The organism is Chitinophaga agrisoli, assembly GCF_008386695.1.
Taxonomy (GTDB): domain Bacteria; phylum Bacteroidota; class Bacteroidia; order Chitinophagales; family Chitinophagaceae; genus Chitinophaga; species Chitinophaga agrisoli.
Window position 1 is genome coordinate 1 of sequence record NZ_VUOC01000039.1, and the last position, 550, is coordinate 550.

Annotated in this window: 1 rRNA gene; it reads right to left on the minus strand. The window is 54.2% G+C overall.

From position 1 onward, the window contains the following. Window positions 1–550: ribosomal RNA gene (locus F0L74_RS34545) — 16S ribosomal RNA — on the minus strand; the annotation flags it as partial.

Below are 550 nucleotides of genomic sequence, written 5' to 3' on the forward strand. Positions count from 1 at the left end.
GAACCGCTCAATCGATAGTAGCGACGGGCGGTGTGTACAAAGGGCAGGGACGTAATCAACGCGAGCTTATGACTCGCGCTTACTAGGAATTCCTCGTTTATGGGGGATAATTGCAAACCCCAATCCCCAGCACGAAGGAGTTTCAGCGGGTTGCCCGGGCCTCTAGGCCAGGGAGAACATGCTGATTCCTTCAGTGTAGCGCGCGTGCGGCCCAGGACATCTAAGGGCATCACAGACCTGTTATTGCTCAATCTCGTGCGGCTCGAAGACGCCGGTCCCTCTAAGAAGAATTTTAATACGTCGTCAGTGAGTTGCGCGACACGAGGCCGCGCACACCTAAATAACGACGCCTATTTAGCAGGCTAGAGTCTCGTTCGTTACCGGAATTAACCAGACAAATCGCTCCACCAACTAAGAACGGCCATGCACCACCACCCACCGAATCAAGAAAGAGCTGTTAATCTGTCAATCCTTCCGGTGTCCGGGCCTGGTGAGATTTCCCGTGTTGGGTCAAATTAAGCCGCAGGCTCCACTCCTGGTGGTGCCCTTC